Annotated in this window: 15 protein-coding genes; all 15 read left to right on the forward strand. The window is 34.9% G+C overall.

Going from position 1 to position 15,395, the window contains the following annotated elements; genetic code table 11:
- The 15 genes from BUA76_RS12675 to BUA76_RS12745 all read left to right on the forward strand — a co-directional run bounded on the left by BUA76_RS12675 (position 1) and on the right by BUA76_RS12745 (position 15,394).
- Entirely contained in the window at positions 1-693 is a 693-nt protein-coding gene (locus BUA76_RS12675) for an FkbM family methyltransferase (RefSeq protein WP_072885170.1), read from the forward strand.
- A 60-nt stretch (positions 694-753) separates the two neighbouring features.
- On the forward strand, positions 754-1,971 hold the full coding sequence (locus BUA76_RS12680; RefSeq protein ID WP_072885171.1) for a glycosyltransferase: 1,218 nt from the start codon (positions 754-756) through the stop codon (positions 1,969-1,971).
- Between the two features lie 101 nt (positions 1,972-2,072).
- Positions 2,073-3,026, forward strand: coding sequence for a hypothetical protein (locus tag BUA76_RS12685; RefSeq protein ID WP_072885172.1), 954 nt, complete (start codon positions 2,073-2,075; stop codon positions 3,024-3,026).
- Positions 3,026-4,171: an N-acetyl sugar amidotransferase gene (locus BUA76_RS12690; RefSeq protein WP_072885173.1), complete on the forward strand. Its 1,146-nt coding sequence runs from the start codon at positions 3,026-3,028 to the stop codon at positions 4,169-4,171. The genes BUA76_RS12685 and BUA76_RS12690 overlap by 1 nt, the downstream gene beginning before the upstream one ends.
- Entirely contained in the window at positions 4,168-4,782 is a 615-nt protein-coding gene (hisH, locus tag BUA76_RS12695; RefSeq protein WP_072885174.1) for an imidazole glycerol phosphate synthase subunit HisH, read from the forward strand. Before BUA76_RS12690 ends, hisH begins: the two co-directional genes overlap by 4 nt.
- A gap of 15 nt (positions 4,783-4,797) precedes the next feature.
- Entirely contained in the window at positions 4,798-5,562 is a 765-nt protein-coding gene (locus tag BUA76_RS12700; RefSeq protein WP_072885175.1) for an AglZ/HisF2 family acetamidino modification protein, read from the forward strand.
- A 2-nt stretch (positions 5,563-5,564) separates the two neighbouring features.
- Positions 5,565-7,370, forward strand: a complete 1,806-nt coding sequence (asnB, locus tag BUA76_RS12705) for an asparagine synthase (glutamine-hydrolyzing) (RefSeq protein ID WP_072885176.1) — start codon at positions 5,565-5,567, stop codon at positions 7,368-7,370.
- Between the two features lie 11 nt (positions 7,371-7,381).
- Complete coding sequence (locus BUA76_RS12710; RefSeq protein ID WP_072885177.1) at positions 7,382-8,419, forward strand: polysaccharide biosynthesis protein; 1,038 nt, start codon at positions 7,382-7,384, stop codon at positions 8,417-8,419.
- Between the two features lie 12 nt (positions 8,420-8,431).
- Entirely contained in the window at positions 8,432-8,857 is a 426-nt protein-coding gene (locus tag BUA76_RS12715; protein ID WP_072885178.1) for a WxcM-like domain-containing protein, read from the forward strand.
- A complete protein-coding gene (locus BUA76_RS12720; protein WP_072885179.1) occupies positions 8,857-9,975 on the forward strand; it encodes a polysaccharide biosynthesis C-terminal domain-containing protein in 1,119 nt (372 codons plus the stop codon). The genes BUA76_RS12715 and BUA76_RS12720 overlap by 1 nt, the downstream gene beginning before the upstream one ends.
- A 51-nt stretch (positions 9,976-10,026) precedes the next feature.
- Entirely contained in the window at positions 10,027-11,229 is a 1,203-nt protein-coding gene (locus BUA76_RS12725; RefSeq protein WP_178337337.1) for an O-antigen ligase family protein, read from the forward strand.
- On the forward strand, positions 11,186-12,322 hold the full coding sequence (gene wecB / locus BUA76_RS12730; RefSeq protein ID WP_072885181.1) for a non-hydrolyzing UDP-N-acetylglucosamine 2-epimerase: 1,137 nt from the start codon (positions 11,186-11,188) through the stop codon (positions 12,320-12,322). Before BUA76_RS12725 ends, wecB begins: the two co-directional genes overlap by 44 nt.
- Complete coding sequence (locus BUA76_RS12735) at positions 12,322-13,527, forward strand: glycosyltransferase family 4 protein (protein ID WP_072885182.1); 1,206 nt, start codon at positions 12,322-12,324, stop codon at positions 13,525-13,527. The genes wecB and BUA76_RS12735 overlap by 1 nt, the downstream gene beginning before the upstream one ends.
- Positions 13,524-14,420 carry an NAD-dependent epimerase/dehydratase family protein gene (locus BUA76_RS12740; RefSeq protein WP_072885183.1) on the forward strand — a complete coding sequence of 299 codons (897 nt, stop codon included), beginning with the start codon at positions 13,524-13,526 and terminating at the stop codon, positions 14,418-14,420. Before BUA76_RS12735 ends, BUA76_RS12740 begins: the two co-directional genes overlap by 4 nt.
- Positions 14,417-15,394, forward strand: coding sequence for an MraY family glycosyltransferase (locus BUA76_RS12745; protein ID WP_083573231.1), 978 nt, complete (start codon positions 14,417-14,419; stop codon positions 15,392-15,394). The genes BUA76_RS12740 and BUA76_RS12745 overlap by 4 nt, the downstream gene beginning before the upstream one ends.
- Position 15,395 lies beyond the last annotated feature (1 nt).

The following is a 15,395-nucleotide window of genomic DNA, read 5'->3' on the forward strand; positions in this document are numbered from 1 at the left end:
ATGAGCCTGATTACAAGAGTAAAAACCACAGTTAAAGCCATCACTGGCAAAATTACATACCTGAAAAGAAATATAAAAATTCCTCATGTTTGGTATGGTAATGATTATGGCGGTTTTTATGTTTGTCCGGAAAAAATTAATAAACAATCCGTAATATATTCTTTCGGAGTAGGTGAAGACATTTCTTTTGATGAATCTCTGATAAAAGAGTTTGGATGTCATGTTTTCGCATTTGATCCTACTCCAAAATCCATAAAATGGGTGAAGGAATATAATACTCCCCAGGAATTTACTTTCTATCCTTATGGCATAGATGATAAAACGGGAATTGTAGAGTTCTTACTGCCTAAAAATGACAGCCATGTTTCCGGCAGTGTCATTCATCAGGAGAATGTTGATGATAATAAAAAGGTGAAAGCACCCATGAAATGCCTTACAGATATCGTCCGGGAACTGGGACATTCTCATATTGATATCCTGAAAATTGATATAGAAGGTTCAGAATATAAAATTTTAGACAGTATATTGTCTGCTCCCGTACAGATAGACCAAATTTTAATCGAAATTCATGAAAGATTTTTTTCTGATGGCAAAGAAAAAACAAAAATACTGCTTGATACTTTAGATAAGAAAGGATACAAGTTATTTGGGATTTCAGATGGAATGGAAGAATTATCATTTATAAAGATTTAACTAAATTATTCTTGCATATATAAAGCTAAAAATAAATAAGTTGCAGATGACAATGTGATTATGAAGGTATTACAAATAAGCAGTGAAGTAAATATTGGATCTGTCGGCAGAATTGCAGAGCAAATTGGTGAAAATATTTTAAACGAAGGATGGGAAAGTTATATTGCATTCGGCAGAGAACATTTGCCAAGTAAATCTTCAATCTTCAAAATAGGCAATACATTTGATTTTATTTATCACGTGCTTTTAACCAGGCTCACAGATAGACATGGGTTTGGTTCTGAAAATGCAACGAAAAAACTCATTAATACAATAAAAGACATAAATCCGGATATCATTCACCTTCAGCATTTACACGGTTATTTTGTCAATATAGACCTCTTATTTAATTTTTTAAGAACAACAAAAGCCAAAATTGTCTGGACGTTTCACGATTGTTGGTCATTTACAGGGCACTGTGCATATTACGAACTGGTAAATTGTGATAAATGGAAAACACAATGTTATGAATGTCCTCAGTTAAAGGAATATCCCAAATCAATATTTACAGATAATTCCAAAAAAAATTATACTCATAAACGAGAGCTGTTTACTTCAGTAGATCAAATGACAATTGTTCCCGTTTCCAATTGGCTTGAAGGAGAAGTAAGAAAATCTTTCCTGAAAAAATATAATATCAAGACAATCCATAACGGTATTGATGTTAACCAGTTTGCTTACAAGGAGAATAATATTAAGCAAAAGTTCAATATTGACGAGAAATTTTTAATACTCGGCGTGGCAAGCCCATGGGACAAAAGAAAAGGGCTTACCTATTTTGTGGAAATTTCTGAAAAAATTTCTGATGACTGCAAAATAGTATTGGTAGGTCTCAGTAAAAACCAGATAAAAAATTTACCTGATAAAATTATTGGTTTAGAAAGAACTAAAAATGTTAATGAACTTGCGGAACTGTATTCGGCTGCGGATGTTTTTGTAAATCCTACACTGGAAGACACCTTTCCCACTACTAATCTGGAAGCGCAATCCTGCGGAACTCCGGTGATTACTTTTAAAACGGGAGGATCACCTGAAGCAATTGACTCTTCAACAGGCATTGTTGTTGAAAAAGGAAATACAGAGGAATTGGTAAATGCAATTGAGGAAGTTAAAAGAAATACAAAATTGTTTTATTCCGGGCACTGCAGGAACAGGGTTTTAAGATTATTTGATAAAAGAAATGCTTTTAAATATTATATAGATTTATACAAAGAATTACTACAAAATGAAGCATTATAAAATAATAAAATACATTGGGTTTGTTAATTTCTTTTCAGTTGTCAGTTTATTTATACCTGTCAACAGAGAAATTCTTATTTTTGCCTTTTAATCACAATATTATGAGATTAGCCACAATTTTGGTATGTATATTTTCTTTGTCCTGTTTTAAAAGTAGTGACTTGAAATTTGATGATAAATTCATTGAAGGACAGGTTGCAGGAAAACCGGCCCAATTAAATCAGAAACTTTATGTAGCATTGGTGAATCCTGGTAGTGTGTTCAACTCTTTTATACAAAAAAACAATATAGGAGTAGTAAAAGTCCTGGATGAAGGAATGATTATCGGGAATGGTTACAATGTAGATTATACAAAGCTAAGCAAGAATATAGAGAGATTATATCCAAGCCCTCAGGATACAGGTATGTGTTTTATGGATATTGAAGATCCATATCTTTCGTCCCTACACAATGCAGGAATAAATTCTAAAGAATTTAAAGAGGTCTTAGATATGTATATTGATGCCATAAAATTTGGAAAGAAGATGCGTCCAAATGTAAAATGGGGGCATTATGGAGTTCCTTTTACAAGATGGGATGATAAAGATTTTCTGGTAAAAAATGATAAAATTGAAGAAATATATAAAACAGTAGACGTATTATTTCCATCACTTTATTTATTTAAGGATGATAAAGAAGTTCCGTTTTCAAAAAATTATGAATATTTATATGATAATTTGTCATTATCCTTAAAAATTGGAAAAAAATACAACAAGCCTGTAATACCCTTTGTTCTTCATAGATTCCATTCAGACAATCCAAGACTACAATGGGCTGAGATGGATGATAAATTCTGGAAAAGATATATCCAGTCGGTATTATCAATTAATTATAACGGAAAATATGCACAAGGCATTGTTTGGTGGGGTGCAGATACCTATTTTTACAATAGACCAGAAGGAAAAAATATCAGGAAAAACTTTGTCGGAACTCAAGCTGAATTTATGAGCTATAACGATCCTTTGCTTATAAAGAAAGCTAATATAGTTCTCAATGTCATAACAAGCAAGAAATAATGATCAATAACAGGCCCTATCAGATCTGTACCAAAACCATAATGGATACTACAGACCCTCATATAATATTCAATGAAAAAGGAGAAAGTGATTACTATACCAATTTCAAAGAAAACATAGAACCCAACTGGCATACAGATGAAAGAGGGTATGACGAACTAATGAAAATTGCCGATAAAATCAAAAAAACTTCAAAAAATAAAGATTTTGATTGTATTATCGGACTAAGTGGAGGATTAGACAGCTCGTATGCTGCTTACGTCGCAAAAGAAATCATGGGAATAAGACCTCTTATTTTCCATGTTGATGCAGGATGGAACACAGATAAAGCAGTGGGAAATATCGAAAAGCTTATCAATGGATTGGGGCTGGACTTATTTACGGAAGTTATCAACTGGGAAGAAATGAAAGATCTTCAGCTTGCATTTTTGAAATCACAGATTTCGGATCAGGATTTACCCCAGGATTATGCTTTTTTCTCCGCACTTTACAAGTTTGCGAAAAAACATAAGATAAACTACGTTCTCACGGGAGGAAATTTCTCAACCGAATGCTGCAGGGAACCCGAAGAATGGGGAGGATTTCCGGGGATTGATACTACATTGGTAAAAGATATTCATTCCAAATTCGGTAAAAGACCGCTGAAAACTTTTCCGCTGGTTGATATTCTTTCCTATAAAATATACTACAAATATGTATACGGGATGGAAGTTTTTAAACCATTGAACCTCGTTCCATATATCAAAAAAGATGCAGAAAATCTTTTAACGGAAAAATTCGGATGGGAGCCTTTTCAGCACAAACACCACGAATCCAGATTTACCCGTTTTTATGAAGATTACTGGCTGCCGAGAAAATTTGGATACCAAAAAAGAAAAGCACACTTTTCTTCCCTTATCCTTACCGGACAAATGACAAGAGAAGAAGCTTTAGACAGAGTTTCCAGACCGGAATTGCCGGAAGAATTCCTACAAAGAGAATTTGAATATGTTGCCAATAAACTGGATCTCACGAAAGAAGAACTTCAGCAGATCTTTGAAGGAGAAAATAAATCATACAAAGATTATAAAAATAAAATGGGAATCATAAAACTCGGTGCCCAGGCCATGCAAAAACTGGGGTTAGAAAAAAGATTATTCAGATGATAACGATTATTGATTACGGGGTGGGAAATATCAATGCATTTGTAAATGTTTACAAAAGAGTAGATGTTCCCGTAAAAATTGCAAAAACGAAGGAAGATCTCGAAGATGCACAAAAACTAATCCTTCCCGGGGTGGGGCATTTTGATCATGCGATGACACAACTTAATAATTCCGGTATGCGGGATACACTTGATGAGCTGGTACTTGGTAAAGAAATACCGGTGATCGGAATATGTGTAGGAATGCAAATGATGGCGAACAGCAGTGATGAAGGAAAATTAGAAGGATTGAAATGGATTGATGCCACTGTTAAAAAATTTGATGAAACAAAAATTAATCAGATAACGCGGCTGCCTCATATGGGATGGAATGATGTAAAACCCGTGAAAGATATGGAATTGTTTAAAGGATTGGAAAAAGACTCCATTTTTTATTTTCTTCATACTTATTATTTTCATTGCCACAACAGTGAAGATATCATGGCTGTTACACAATATGGTGACGAATTTGCTTCAGCGGCACATCACGAAAATAAATATGGAATACAGTTTCATCCTGAAAAAAGTCACCACTATGGCGAAATTTTATTACATAATTTTGCAAAACTTTAACCATTATCAGCACAAATGTTAAGACCCAGAATTATACCCAGTCTTCTGATACAGGATAACGGACTTGTAAAGACCGTAAACTTCAAAAATCCGAAATATGTGGGAGATCCTATCAATGCGGTAAGAATATTTAATGAAAAAGAGGTAGACGAACTCGCGATCTTCGATATAGATGCTACCGTAAAAGGATTAGAACCTAATTATAGCCTTATTGAAAGAATTGCCAATCAGTCCAGAATGCCACTCTGCTACGGAGGCGGTGTAAAAACTGTTGAACAAGCTCAAAGGATTTTTGGACTTGGAATTGAAAAAATAGCACTTTCATCAGCGGTTCTTCAAAATCCCCGCCTCATTACCGAAATTGCGGAAAGAGTAGGTTCTCAAAGCGTAATTGTAGTGCTGGATGTTAAGAAAAAGCTGTTTGGAGGATATGAGGTATACACCCACAACGGAAAAAAATCCACAGGAATCAATCCGTTTAAATTTGTGGAAGAAGCCCAGAAACTGGGTGCCGGAGAAATAATCATCAATTCTATAGATCAGGATGGTGTTATGAAAGGCTTTGATATTTCATTAATCGATAAAGTAAGAGAAAAAATATCACTTCCCCTTACCGTTTTAGGAGGGGCAGGCTCTTTAAATGATATTAAACAGGTAATAGACAAGCACGGAATTATTGGAGTTGCAGCAGGTAGTTTGTTTGTATTTAAAGGTGTTTACAAAGCCGTTTTAATAAACTACCCATCTTTCGAGGAAAAAGAAGGCCTAAGACAAAAATAAATATGTGCGGAATAGCCGGAATAATATATAAAGATCAGACACAGGTAAAAGAGGAAGCTCTCAAAAGAATGACCGACAGAATGTCGCACAGAGGGCCCGACGCAGAAGGCTTTTTTATTAAAGATAATGTAGGATTCGGACACCGAAGATTGTCGATTATTGATACAAGTGAATCTGCAAACCAGCCTTTTTATTTCGGTGATCAATATGTTTTGATCTTCAACGGAGCTATCTATAATTATATAGAACTCAGAGAAGAGCTTGAAAAAAAAGGGTACCAGTTTAAAACAGATTCAGATACAGAAGTTCTGATTACCTCTTATGATTGCTGGAAAGAAGATTGCGTGAAAAAATTCAACGGCATGTGGGCTTTTGCCATATTTGATGTGAAAAATAATAAAGTATTCTGTTCACGTGATCGTTTTGGGATTAAACCTTTTTATTATTTTACAGATAATAACAAATTTATTTTCGCTTCAGAAATCAAACCGATACTTGAGATTGAGAAAATCACGCAGGTAAATGTGCAGGTGCTTGTTCAGTTTATTGCTGTTAATCTCACGGAACAAACCAGCGAAACTTTTTTTCAGGGTATCAGCAAACTCCCCGGCTCACATAATTTAGTGTATGATCTCGTAAATAATACCTATGAGATCTACAGGTATTACGATATCCATTTTAATGAAGAAATTTCAAAGCTTTCTTTAGAAGATGCAGCCAGCCTTTTTGATAAAGAGCTTGAACGTTCCATAAAAATGAGATTAAGATGTGACGTAAAAATAGGATCTGCTTTAAGTGGTGGTTTAGACAGTTCGTATATGGCATCCAAAGCATCCAAAATATATAAAGAACAAAAAAAAGAGAAATTTAATGTGATTTCGGTAGGGTCAAGGGATCCCAAAAATGATGAAAGCTATTATTCTAAATTGGTTTCGGAACATCTTGGCCTAAATCAGGACCTCATATATCCCAGCCAGGAAGAATTCAGGAAAAAAATCAATGATGTTATTATTTCCCAAGAAGAACCATTTCCCGGATTGTCCATTTACATGCAGAACTTCCTTATGGAAGAAACCAATAAGTTAAATATCAAAGTATTGCTGGACGGACAAGGAGCGGATGAAATTTTGCTCGGTTACAGCAGATATACTGCGGCATATCTCAGAAACCATTCTTTCATAAAAAATCTAAAGTTCCTGCTCAGTGTACCTGGACATTATGATATTTCAATATATAAAGGGATCCTATATTATTTATATTTTAGTGTTTTCTTTGTTAGAAAGCTTAGGATATTATTCCGGGCAAGAAATATAAAATCCGGATATAGAAAAAAAATTGATTTTACGCTGATGAAAAATCTTACCAATTCATATTCCGATATTTTTAAAATGCAGAGAATTGAGATTTTCTGGACGCAGATTCCGGAGCTCCTGAAATTTGAAGAAAAAAATTCTATGGCCTTTGGAGTGGAAACAAGACTTCCATTCTTAGATTACAAATTTGTAGAAACATGTCTGTCAATTAATAGCAACTTTAAGATCTATGATAAATGGTCTAAATATCTATTAAGAAAAAACATGTCTGGTAACTTACCGGATGAAGTAACGTGGCGGAAAAGAAAAATAGGATTTGATGCTCCTGCAGATAAGTGGTGGCCCTATTCTGAAGAAATTTTGGAAAAAATTAACCAGTCAGAAATATTGCAGAAACTTTATTCCAAAAAAATTAAAAAAATCAAAAACAGAGAAATGCAGTGGAAATTATATAATATTGCAATCTGGGAAAAAATATTCGACATGAAACTATAAACCGAAAAACAATGCAGATTAAAGATAAAACACTTTTGATTACGGGAGGGACAGGCTCTTTCGGGACAGCTGTTCTTAGAAAATTTATTAATACAGACCATTTTAAGGAAATACGTATCTTTTCCCGTGATGAGAAAAAGCAGGATGATATGAGAAATCAGTTTAAAAATGATAAACTGAAATTTTATATCGGTGATGTAAGAGACTATAAGAGTGTTGAGCCTGCAACGAGAGGAGTGGATTATATTTTTCATGCTGCTGCCCTTAAGCAGGTACCATCATGCGAATTTTTTCCTATGCAGGCCGTGAAAACAAATGTTGAAGGCACGCAGAATGTAATTGATGCTGCCGTTCAGAATTATGTGAAAAAAGTAATCTGTCTAAGTACGGACAAAGCAGCATATCCCATTAATGCAATGGGTATTTCGAAGGCAATGATGGAAAAAGTAGCCATCGCTGCCTCCCGAAATGTTAATGATACAGTGGTTTGTCTTACAAGATATGGTAATGTAATGGCTTCCAGAGGATCCGTAATCCCTTTATTTGTAAAGCAGATTAAAAACGGAGATCCTATTACTATTACAGACCCCAACATGACCAGGTTTCTGATGTCGCTGGAAGAGGCGGTAGATCTTGTTTTATTTGCGTTTGAACATGGAAATCCCGGAGACTTATTCGTGAATAAAGCACCGGCCGGAACAATCGGCGATTTGGCACAGGCCTTAAAAGAAATGTTCAAAGCCGATAATCCTGTAAAAATTATCGGAACGAGACACGGCGAAAAATTGTATGAGACACTTTGTACCCGTGAAGAAATGATTAAAGCTGAAGATATGGGGAATTTTTACAGAATTCCGGCTGATAACAGGGATCTTAATTATGCCCAATATTTTTCAGAAGGGACAGAAGATATTTCCAAAATTGAAGATTATCATTCTCATAATACACAGCAGCAGGATGTAGAAGGTATGAAAAAGCTCCTCATGAAACTGCCGCTCATAAGGAAAGAAGTCTTGGGAGAAGATAATATAATGCAATATCCCGATTAAAACTATTGAGTTATGGAAAAACCAATGCTTATTCAGGGGAAAAGCTTTGCAGATGACAGAGGAAGTCTTTTTTTTAATAATGATTTCGATGCATCTCAGATCAAAAGAATCTACTTTATAGAAAACAGAGATACTCGGTTTATAAGAGGTTGGACTGGTCATCAAAGGGAACAAAGATGGTTTTCTGCCGCACAGGGAAGTTTTACCATAAACCTGATTAAAATCGACAACTGGGAAAAACCCTCTGAAAATCTGCAGGTTTTAAAATTTGAATTAAATTCAGAAAATTTAGATATTCTGCATGTTCCCTCCGGATATGCTAGTGCTATTCAGTCTCATCATGAAAATTCAAGATTGCTGGTAATGGCAGATTATGCCCTCGGCGAAATTACTGATGATTATCGTTTTCCTATAAACTATTTCGAAAATTTAAAATAATGAAAAAAATCGGAATTACCGGCCAGAATGGCTTTGTCGGTTCACATCTCTACAATACGCTTGGCTTATCACCGGATCAATTTGAAAGAATTCATTTTGAAAGGGATTTTTTCGAAAACGATGAAAAACTGGATAAGTTTGTAGCGCAGTGTGATGTGATCGTACATCTTGCAGCAATGAACAGACATACTGATCCGGAAGTTATTTACACCAATAATATGGAGCTTGTAAAAAAATTAACAGCTTCTTTAGAAAAAACAAAATCCAAAGCACATGTTCTCTTCTCATCCTCCTCTCAGGAAGAAAAAGACAACCTTTACGGGAAATCCAAAAAAGAAGGGCGTCAGCTTTTGGCAGAATGGGCGGAAAAATCGGGCGGAAAATTTACGGGCATGGTTATTCCCAATGTTTTCGGTCCTTTTGGGAAACCCAATTACAATTCTTTTATTGCAACCTTTTGTCATAAACTTACCCATGGGGAAACGCCATTTATTGATCAGGACGGAGAGGTTAAATTGATCTATATAGGAGAACTTGTAAAGGAAATCATCACTCAGATTGAAGAAGGAAAAAACAGGGATCTCTATGAAGTTCCGCATACCTCCGTTAATAAGGTTTCGGAAGTACTCGGAAAATTAGAAAATTATAAAAAGTTATATTTTGAAAACGGAGAAATTCCTGCTTTAGAAACTGCTTTTGATTTAAATCTTTTCAATACTTTCCGATGCTATTTTGATATAAAAAATCATTACCCCGTAAAATTTACGCAGCATACGGATCCGAGAGGAGCGTTTGTTGAGGTGATAAGACTGGGCATAGGTGGGCAATGTTCGTTTTCAACTACCGTTCCGGGAATTACTAGAGGAAACCATTTCCATACACGGAAAATAGAGAGATTTGCTGTTATCAAAGGGAAAGCGCTGATACAGCTTCGGAAAATAGATACCGATGAAGTGCTGGATTTTTTCTTGGATGGAACCGAGCCTGCATACGTAGATATGCCGATCTGGTACACGCACAATATTAAAAATATAGGAGAAGAAGAGCTATATACTATTTTTTGGATTAATGAGCCTTTTAATCCCGAAGATGCAGATACCTATTTTCTGGAAGTGTAGTAGATGGAAAAAACAAAAAGTCTTAAGTATTCGATAATAATAAATCAGGAAATGTATTTCCTGATATTTGCTTTATTCGGCTATATTTTGGGCTACATAGATCCTTATAATTCCAGTGGATATCCTCACTATATCAATGCATTCATAAGAGGTGTCTTGTTTGTGGCATCAATATATTTCATAGGTAAAAATATCTCAATAGTTAAAAAAAGAAAAGTATTGGTAGCAGCATTTGTTACTTTTTTCTCTTTTTACCTGTTCAAACTGTATCATACGATCCCGGATATTGATTTACCGGCAGATGCATTGCAAAAACTGAAATATTCTATTTATTATTTTGGTTTTATCATAATACCGGTGCCCGTTATCGCTCTGGTAAGCCTGGACTACGAAAAAATTGATTTTAAAAAGTTTTTCCGGATCATATTCTGGCTTTATTTTATTCTTCTAGCTATCAATTTTATTCATACGCAGTTTATTTTTGATACCTATTCAAGTAATGGAAGAAGCGGTATATTCAGGTTATATTATATCACAGTCGGACATTATGGGTTAAGCTTGGTTATTATGGCATTGTATAGTTTTTTAATTTTGAAGATTAAAGGCCTTCACTATATCATTGCGATTTTTCTCGGACTTTTTCCAATGTATGTTGCCGCAGCAAGAAGTCCGGTACTGGCATTGATAATCATTCTTTTTGTATTTTTAATGTTATTGAATAAAAGAAAATACTGGATCTCTTTCTTTAGCCTTATTGTATTGTCTTTTATTGCATTATTTTGGATATATCAAAGTAAAATAGCTGAAGATTTTATTTTTTTTAAAAGATTAAATGCGGCAATTTTTGAAAATAATGCTTCAGGAAGAGCTTTTTACTTAAACAGCGGTGTAGAGATATTCAGGGAACATCCTTTCATTGGAGGGAATGCTTTATTAAGCGACGGAGCCTATTCACATAATATATTTATAGATATATTAATGTCAACAGGATTATTAGGTATGGCGCTCTTTATAATTTATTTTAAATTTGTAATCAGAAGCTTTTTTAAAGTTCTGAAGAATATTTATCAATATAAGGAAAGCGGGATCTTGATTTTCTTTTTCCTGCAGTATTTAATTTTGGCTCAGACCTCAGGAAGCCTTTATTTATCATTTGAGTTGTGGTATTTTGGAGCAGCCGTTATCGGATTAGGATATATAAATTGTACAAATGAAGAAATTAAAAGTATTAACCGTCGTGGGAACACGGCCTGAAATCATCAGATTATCAAGAGTATTATCTGCTTTGGACGCTTCTGAAGCTATTGAACATATCATCGTCCATACGGGACAAAACTATGATTACGAACTGAACCAGATTTTCTTTGAAGATCTGGGTCTTCGCAGGCCGGATTATTTCCTTGAAGCAGCCGGTAAAACGGCCACAGAAACCGTTGGAAATATTCTGATTAAAATAGATCCTCTTCTGGAAGAACTGAAGCCGGATGCCTTCCTTGTTTTGGGAGATACCAACTCGTGTCTTTGTGCGATTCCCGCAAAGAAAAGACAAATACCTATTTTCCACATGGAAGCCGGAAACAGATGTTTCGACCAGAGAGTTCCTGAGGAAACCAACAGAAAAATCGTAGACCATACAGCAGATATTAACCTAACCTACTCAGATATTGCAAGAGAATATCTTTTGCGTGAAGGACTTCCTGCCGACAGAATTATCAAAACAGGATCTCCGATGTTCGAAGTCCTGCATCATTATCTCCCACAGATTGAAAAATCCGATGTGCTCACTCGTTTGAATATTGAAGAAGGAAAGTATTTTGTTGTATCTTCTCACCGGGAAGAAAATATTAATTCAGAGAAAAATTTTAAAGGATTAATACAAAGCCTAAATACAATTGCCGAAAAGTTTAAATTACCCATTATTGTTTCCACTCATCCCAGAACCAGAAACATGATTGATAAAATGAACGTTGAGGTAAGACCGGAAATTCAGTTTTTAAAACCTTTAGGATTTCATGATTATAATGCATTGCAGATGAGAAGCTTTGCGGTTTTATCAGATTCAGGAACAATTTCTGAAGAATCTTCCATTCTTAATTTCAGGGCATTAAACATCCGTGAGGCTCATGAACGTCCGGAAGCCATGGAAGAAGCATCGGTCATGATGGTAGGGCTTTCTCCTGAAAGAATCATGCAGGGACTTGCCCAGCTTCAGCAGCAGAAAATAGGAAATGAAAGGAATTTCAGACCCGTTGCAGACTATTCTATGCCCAATGTTTCCGAAAAGATGGTAAGAATTATTCTGAGCTATACCGATTATATTAACAGAGTTGTCTGGAGTAAAAGCTAATGAAAATTCTTATTGTAACGCAGTATTTTTATCCGGAAAATTTTAAAAGTAATGACCTCGCTTTCGAATTAAAGAAGAGAGGACACGACGTTACTGTACTCACCGGAATTCCCAACTACCCTGAAGGTAAAATATATGAAGGATATGGATATTTTAAAAAAAGAACGCAGTATATCAACAATGTGAAGGTTATAAGAGCGTTATTGTTGCCGAGAGGAAGCGGTGGCGGGTTGAGATTATTTCTCAATTATTTTAGCTGGGCATTTTTTGCCTCTTTAAAAGCATTGCAGCTATCCTCAAAAAAATATGATGCAATTATAGTTCATGAACCTTCACCCATTACCCAGTTTTATCCTGCGCTGGTTTTAAAAAAACTACAGAAGACGCCTGTCTATTTTTGGGTAATGGATTTATGGCCCGAAAGCCTTGAAATCGCCGGAGGCATTAAAAATAAATTCATACTCAACTTTTTCACCAGGATGGTGCGGAACTTTTATAAAGAATCAGAAAAGATATTGATCACCTCCAAAGGTTTTAAAAAATCTATTCTGGAAAAAGGTGATTTTGAAAATAAAATTCACTATTTTCCCAATTGGGCAGAAGACACCATATCCTCAGGAAATAAAGAATTCCCAATTCCCGAACTTCCCGACGGATTCAGGATCATATTTGCCGGAAATATAGGGGAAGCTCAGGATATGGACAATATTATGAAGGCAGCTTTAATGCTTAAAGAAAATAAAGAAATTAAATTTATTTTACTGGGAGATGGCAGAAAAATGCCTTTTGTACAGGATTTTATCTCAGAATATCATCTTGAGAAAACAGTGTATACCTTAGGACGTTTTCCTGTTGAAGCAATGGCTACTTTTTTTAATGCTGCAGATCTATTATTGGTAAGTCTTAAAGATGACCCTATATTCAACCTTACCGTTCCTGCAAAAGTCCAGGCTTATATGAGTTCCGGAAAGCCGATTCTTGCTATGCTCAATGGTGAAGGTGCAGAAAATATCGCTGAAGCAGATTGCGGATTTTCCGTTCCGGCAGGCAATAGTGAAGCATTAGCCGCTACAATTGAAAGAATATCACAAATGAAAAAAGAAGATTTGGCAATTTTAGGAAGAAATGGAAAACAGTTTTATGAATTAAACTATAAAATGGAGCAGTGCATTTCAAATCTTGAAAAATTAATTTCCCAAAAATGAAAATAATTATTACAGGAGCTTCAGGATTTGTAGGAAAAAATCTTTCACAATTCCTAAAAAATAAAGAACATGATATAGATGCTGTGTCATTACGTTCTGAATGGACCCTTGACATCAATGCCGATGCCCTGATCCATTTGGCCGGGAAAGCACATGATATTGAAAACAGTTCGGAGGCTGAAGATTATTTCAAAATTAATACGGAACTTACAAAAAAAGTTTTTGACGAGTTTTTGAAGTCAAATATCAAAGATTTTATTTATTTTAGCAGCGTAAAGGCTGTAGCGGACTGCGTTGTGGATATTTTACATGAAGACCACATGGCAGAACCTAAAACTCCTTATGGGAAATCTAAATTGCTTGCGGAAGAATATTTACTTTCCCAGGCACTTCCCGGCACAAAAAGGCTTTTTGTTATTCGCCCTTGTATGATTCATGGTCCCGGAAATAAAGGCAATCTTAATCTTCTGTATAAAATGGTCAAAATGGGCATGCCATGGCCATTAGGTGCATTTGATAACAAAAGATCATTTTTAAGTATTGATAATGTTAACTTTTTGGTATTACAATTACTTGAAAATAAAAAAATTACATCTGGAATTTATAATGTTGCGGATGACGAATTTTTATCAACTAATGAATTGATAAAGATTATTGATGAAGCACTTGGTAAAAGAACAAAGCAATTGAATGTGTATCCGGATATTATAAATATTTTTTCAAAAGTAGGTGATAAAATAAAACTTCCTTTAAACTCGGAAAGATTAAAAAAGCTGACCGAAAATTATAAAGTTTCCAATCATAAAATAAAATCAGCTTTAGATATAAGGCAACTTCCCGTTTCCACAAAAGAAGGATTAATAAAAACTATAAAAAGCTTTCAACACAAATGATAGAATATCTACTGGTTTTCATAACCTTATTCATTTTAATTCAGGCATATTTCGCAGTAGCGGATAAGTATAATATTATCGATAAGCCTAATCATCGCAGTGCCCACTCGCAAATTACCCTCAGAGGAGGCGGAATCATTTTTCCGATTGCCTTTATCATTTTCTGTATATTCAATTATAAAGAAGTGACAGAAATGTACTGGTCTTTCGGGCTCGGGTTACTGGCAATATGTCTTGTCAGTTTTATTGATGATGTCAAAACCTTATCCGGAAAAATAAGGATTACGGTCCACTTTTTATCGGTAGCGCTTTTACTGAATTTTGCAGAGATGTTCAGTATGATGCCAGTCTGGGCTTGGCCGATTTTCTTTATCATAGTTATAGGAACGCTCAATGCCTACAATTTTATGGATGGAATTAATGGCATGACAGGAGCTTATACATTGGTAACATTGTTGACTCTCTTTTACATCAATCGTGATATTATCCCATTTACGCAGGAAAATTTTATAATGTATGCAATATTGGCATCTCTGGTTTTCCTGTTTTTTAATTTCAGAAAAAAAGCCAGATGTTTCGCCGGAGATGTCGGAAGTATGGGAATCGGCTTCTGGCTGATTGCACTTATTACTTTATTGATCATGAAGACACAGGATTACAAATATATACTCCTGTTTTCAGTATATGGGATAGAGGTCGTATTAACAATTATAGAAAGATTACTCCTGAAAGAAAATATTTTTGAAGCGCATAGGAGGCATTTGTATCAGCTCCTGGCTAATGAGAAAAAAATGTCTCATCTTGTTATAAGTATAATCTATGCCCTTGCCCAATTGGCAGTAAATATATTTTTAATATACTCGAAGCTGCCCGGTTATGCTGTTATTTTAATTATATTTGTTCCGTTTGGAAGCATTTATCTGTTCCTTAAATTAAAGCTGAAAAAGAAAATACAATCAACCGCAATTAAATAAT

Source organism: Chryseobacterium takakiae (genome assembly GCF_900129385.1).
GTDB classification, from domain to species: domain Bacteria; phylum Bacteroidota; class Bacteroidia; order Flavobacteriales; family Weeksellaceae; genus Chryseobacterium; species Chryseobacterium takakiae.

Coding starts and splice junctions, on each gene's coding strand:
- BUA76_RS12745 (WP_083573231.1), top strand. CDS start 14,417: ATGATAGAATATCTACTGGTTTTCATAACCTTATTCATTTTAATTCAG.
- BUA76_RS12675 (WP_072885170.1), top strand. CDS start 1: ATGAGCCTGATTACAAGAGTAAAAACCACAGTTAAAGCCATCACTGGC.
- wecB (WP_072885181.1), top strand. CDS start 11,186: ATGAAGAAATTAAAAGTATTAACCGTCGTGGGAACACGGCCTGAAATC.
- BUA76_RS12700 (WP_072885175.1), top strand. CDS start 4,798: ATGTTAAGACCCAGAATTATACCCAGTCTTCTGATACAGGATAACGGA.
- BUA76_RS12725 (WP_178337337.1), top strand. CDS start 10,027: ATGTATTTCCTGATATTTGCTTTATTCGGCTATATTTTGGGCTACATA.
- BUA76_RS12690 (WP_072885173.1), top strand. CDS start 3,026: ATGATCAATAACAGGCCCTATCAGATCTGTACCAAAACCATAATGGAT.
- BUA76_RS12740 (WP_072885183.1), top strand. CDS start 13,524: ATGAAAATAATTATTACAGGAGCTTCAGGATTTGTAGGAAAAAATCTT.
- BUA76_RS12720 (WP_072885179.1), top strand. CDS start 8,857: ATGAAAAAAATCGGAATTACCGGCCAGAATGGCTTTGTCGGTTCACAT.
- asnB (WP_072885176.1), top strand. CDS start 5,565: ATGTGCGGAATAGCCGGAATAATATATAAAGATCAGACACAGGTAAAA.
- hisH (WP_072885174.1), top strand. CDS start 4,168: ATGATAACGATTATTGATTACGGGGTGGGAAATATCAATGCATTTGTA.
- BUA76_RS12715 (WP_072885178.1), top strand. CDS start 8,432: ATGGAAAAACCAATGCTTATTCAGGGGAAAAGCTTTGCAGATGACAGA.
- BUA76_RS12685 (WP_072885172.1), top strand. CDS start 2,073: ATGAGATTAGCCACAATTTTGGTATGTATATTTTCTTTGTCCTGTTTT.
- BUA76_RS12680 (WP_072885171.1), top strand. CDS start 754: ATGAAGGTATTACAAATAAGCAGTGAAGTAAATATTGGATCTGTCGGC.
- BUA76_RS12735 (WP_072885182.1), top strand. CDS start 12,322: ATGAAAATTCTTATTGTAACGCAGTATTTTTATCCGGAAAATTTTAAA.
- BUA76_RS12710 (WP_072885177.1), top strand. CDS start 7,382: ATGCAGATTAAAGATAAAACACTTTTGATTACGGGAGGGACAGGCTCT.